A 531-nucleotide genomic window follows, 5' to 3' on the forward strand; every position below is an offset into this window, starting at 1 on the left:
ACCCGAAGCCGGTGGCCTAACCCCTTGTGGGAGGGAGCCGTCGAAGGTGGGATCGGCGATTGGGACGAAGTCGTAACAAGGTAGCCGTACCGGAAGGTGCGGCTGGATCACCTCCTTTCTAAGGAGCTTTCTCCAGAACATGTACCAGCACACAGGTGCTTGGATGATGGTCTGGCAGAGCCCGTTTCGTTCCCACACGTGGAACGGCGGGAGCTCACGGGTGGAACACTGACAACGAGTTCCTGTAGAACGCGAAACCGTGTTTCGCCGGCAGGAACTATATCGATGCACTGTTGGGTCCTGAGAGAACACGCGAGTGTTTCTTTCTGGCAGGACATATACGGTCAAGAAATTGTGTGTACATCGCATCGCTTCGGTGGTGGCTGGTAGCACGTGTGGTTTCTTGGTTGTGTGTTGTTTGAGAATTGCACAGTGGACGCGAGCATCTTTGTTGTAAGTAATGAAGAGCGTACGGTGGATGCCTTGGCACCAGGAGCCGATGAAGGACGTAGGAGGCTGCGATAAGCCTCG

At 55.0% G+C, this 531-nt stretch carries 2 rRNA genes; both read left to right on the top strand.

Annotation, left to right across the window (positions count from 1 at the left end):
• Positions 1–118: ribosomal RNA gene (locus tag J1M87_RS24840) — 16S ribosomal RNA — on the top strand; the annotation flags it as partial.
• A 333-nt stretch (positions 119–451) separates the two neighbouring features.
• Positions 452–531, top strand: a 23S ribosomal RNA gene (locus J1M87_RS24845); the annotation flags it as partial.

This window comes from Rhodococcus sp. KRD162, from assembly GCF_017168335.1.
GTDB lineage: Bacteria > Actinomycetota > Actinomycetes > Mycobacteriales > Mycobacteriaceae > Rhodococcoides.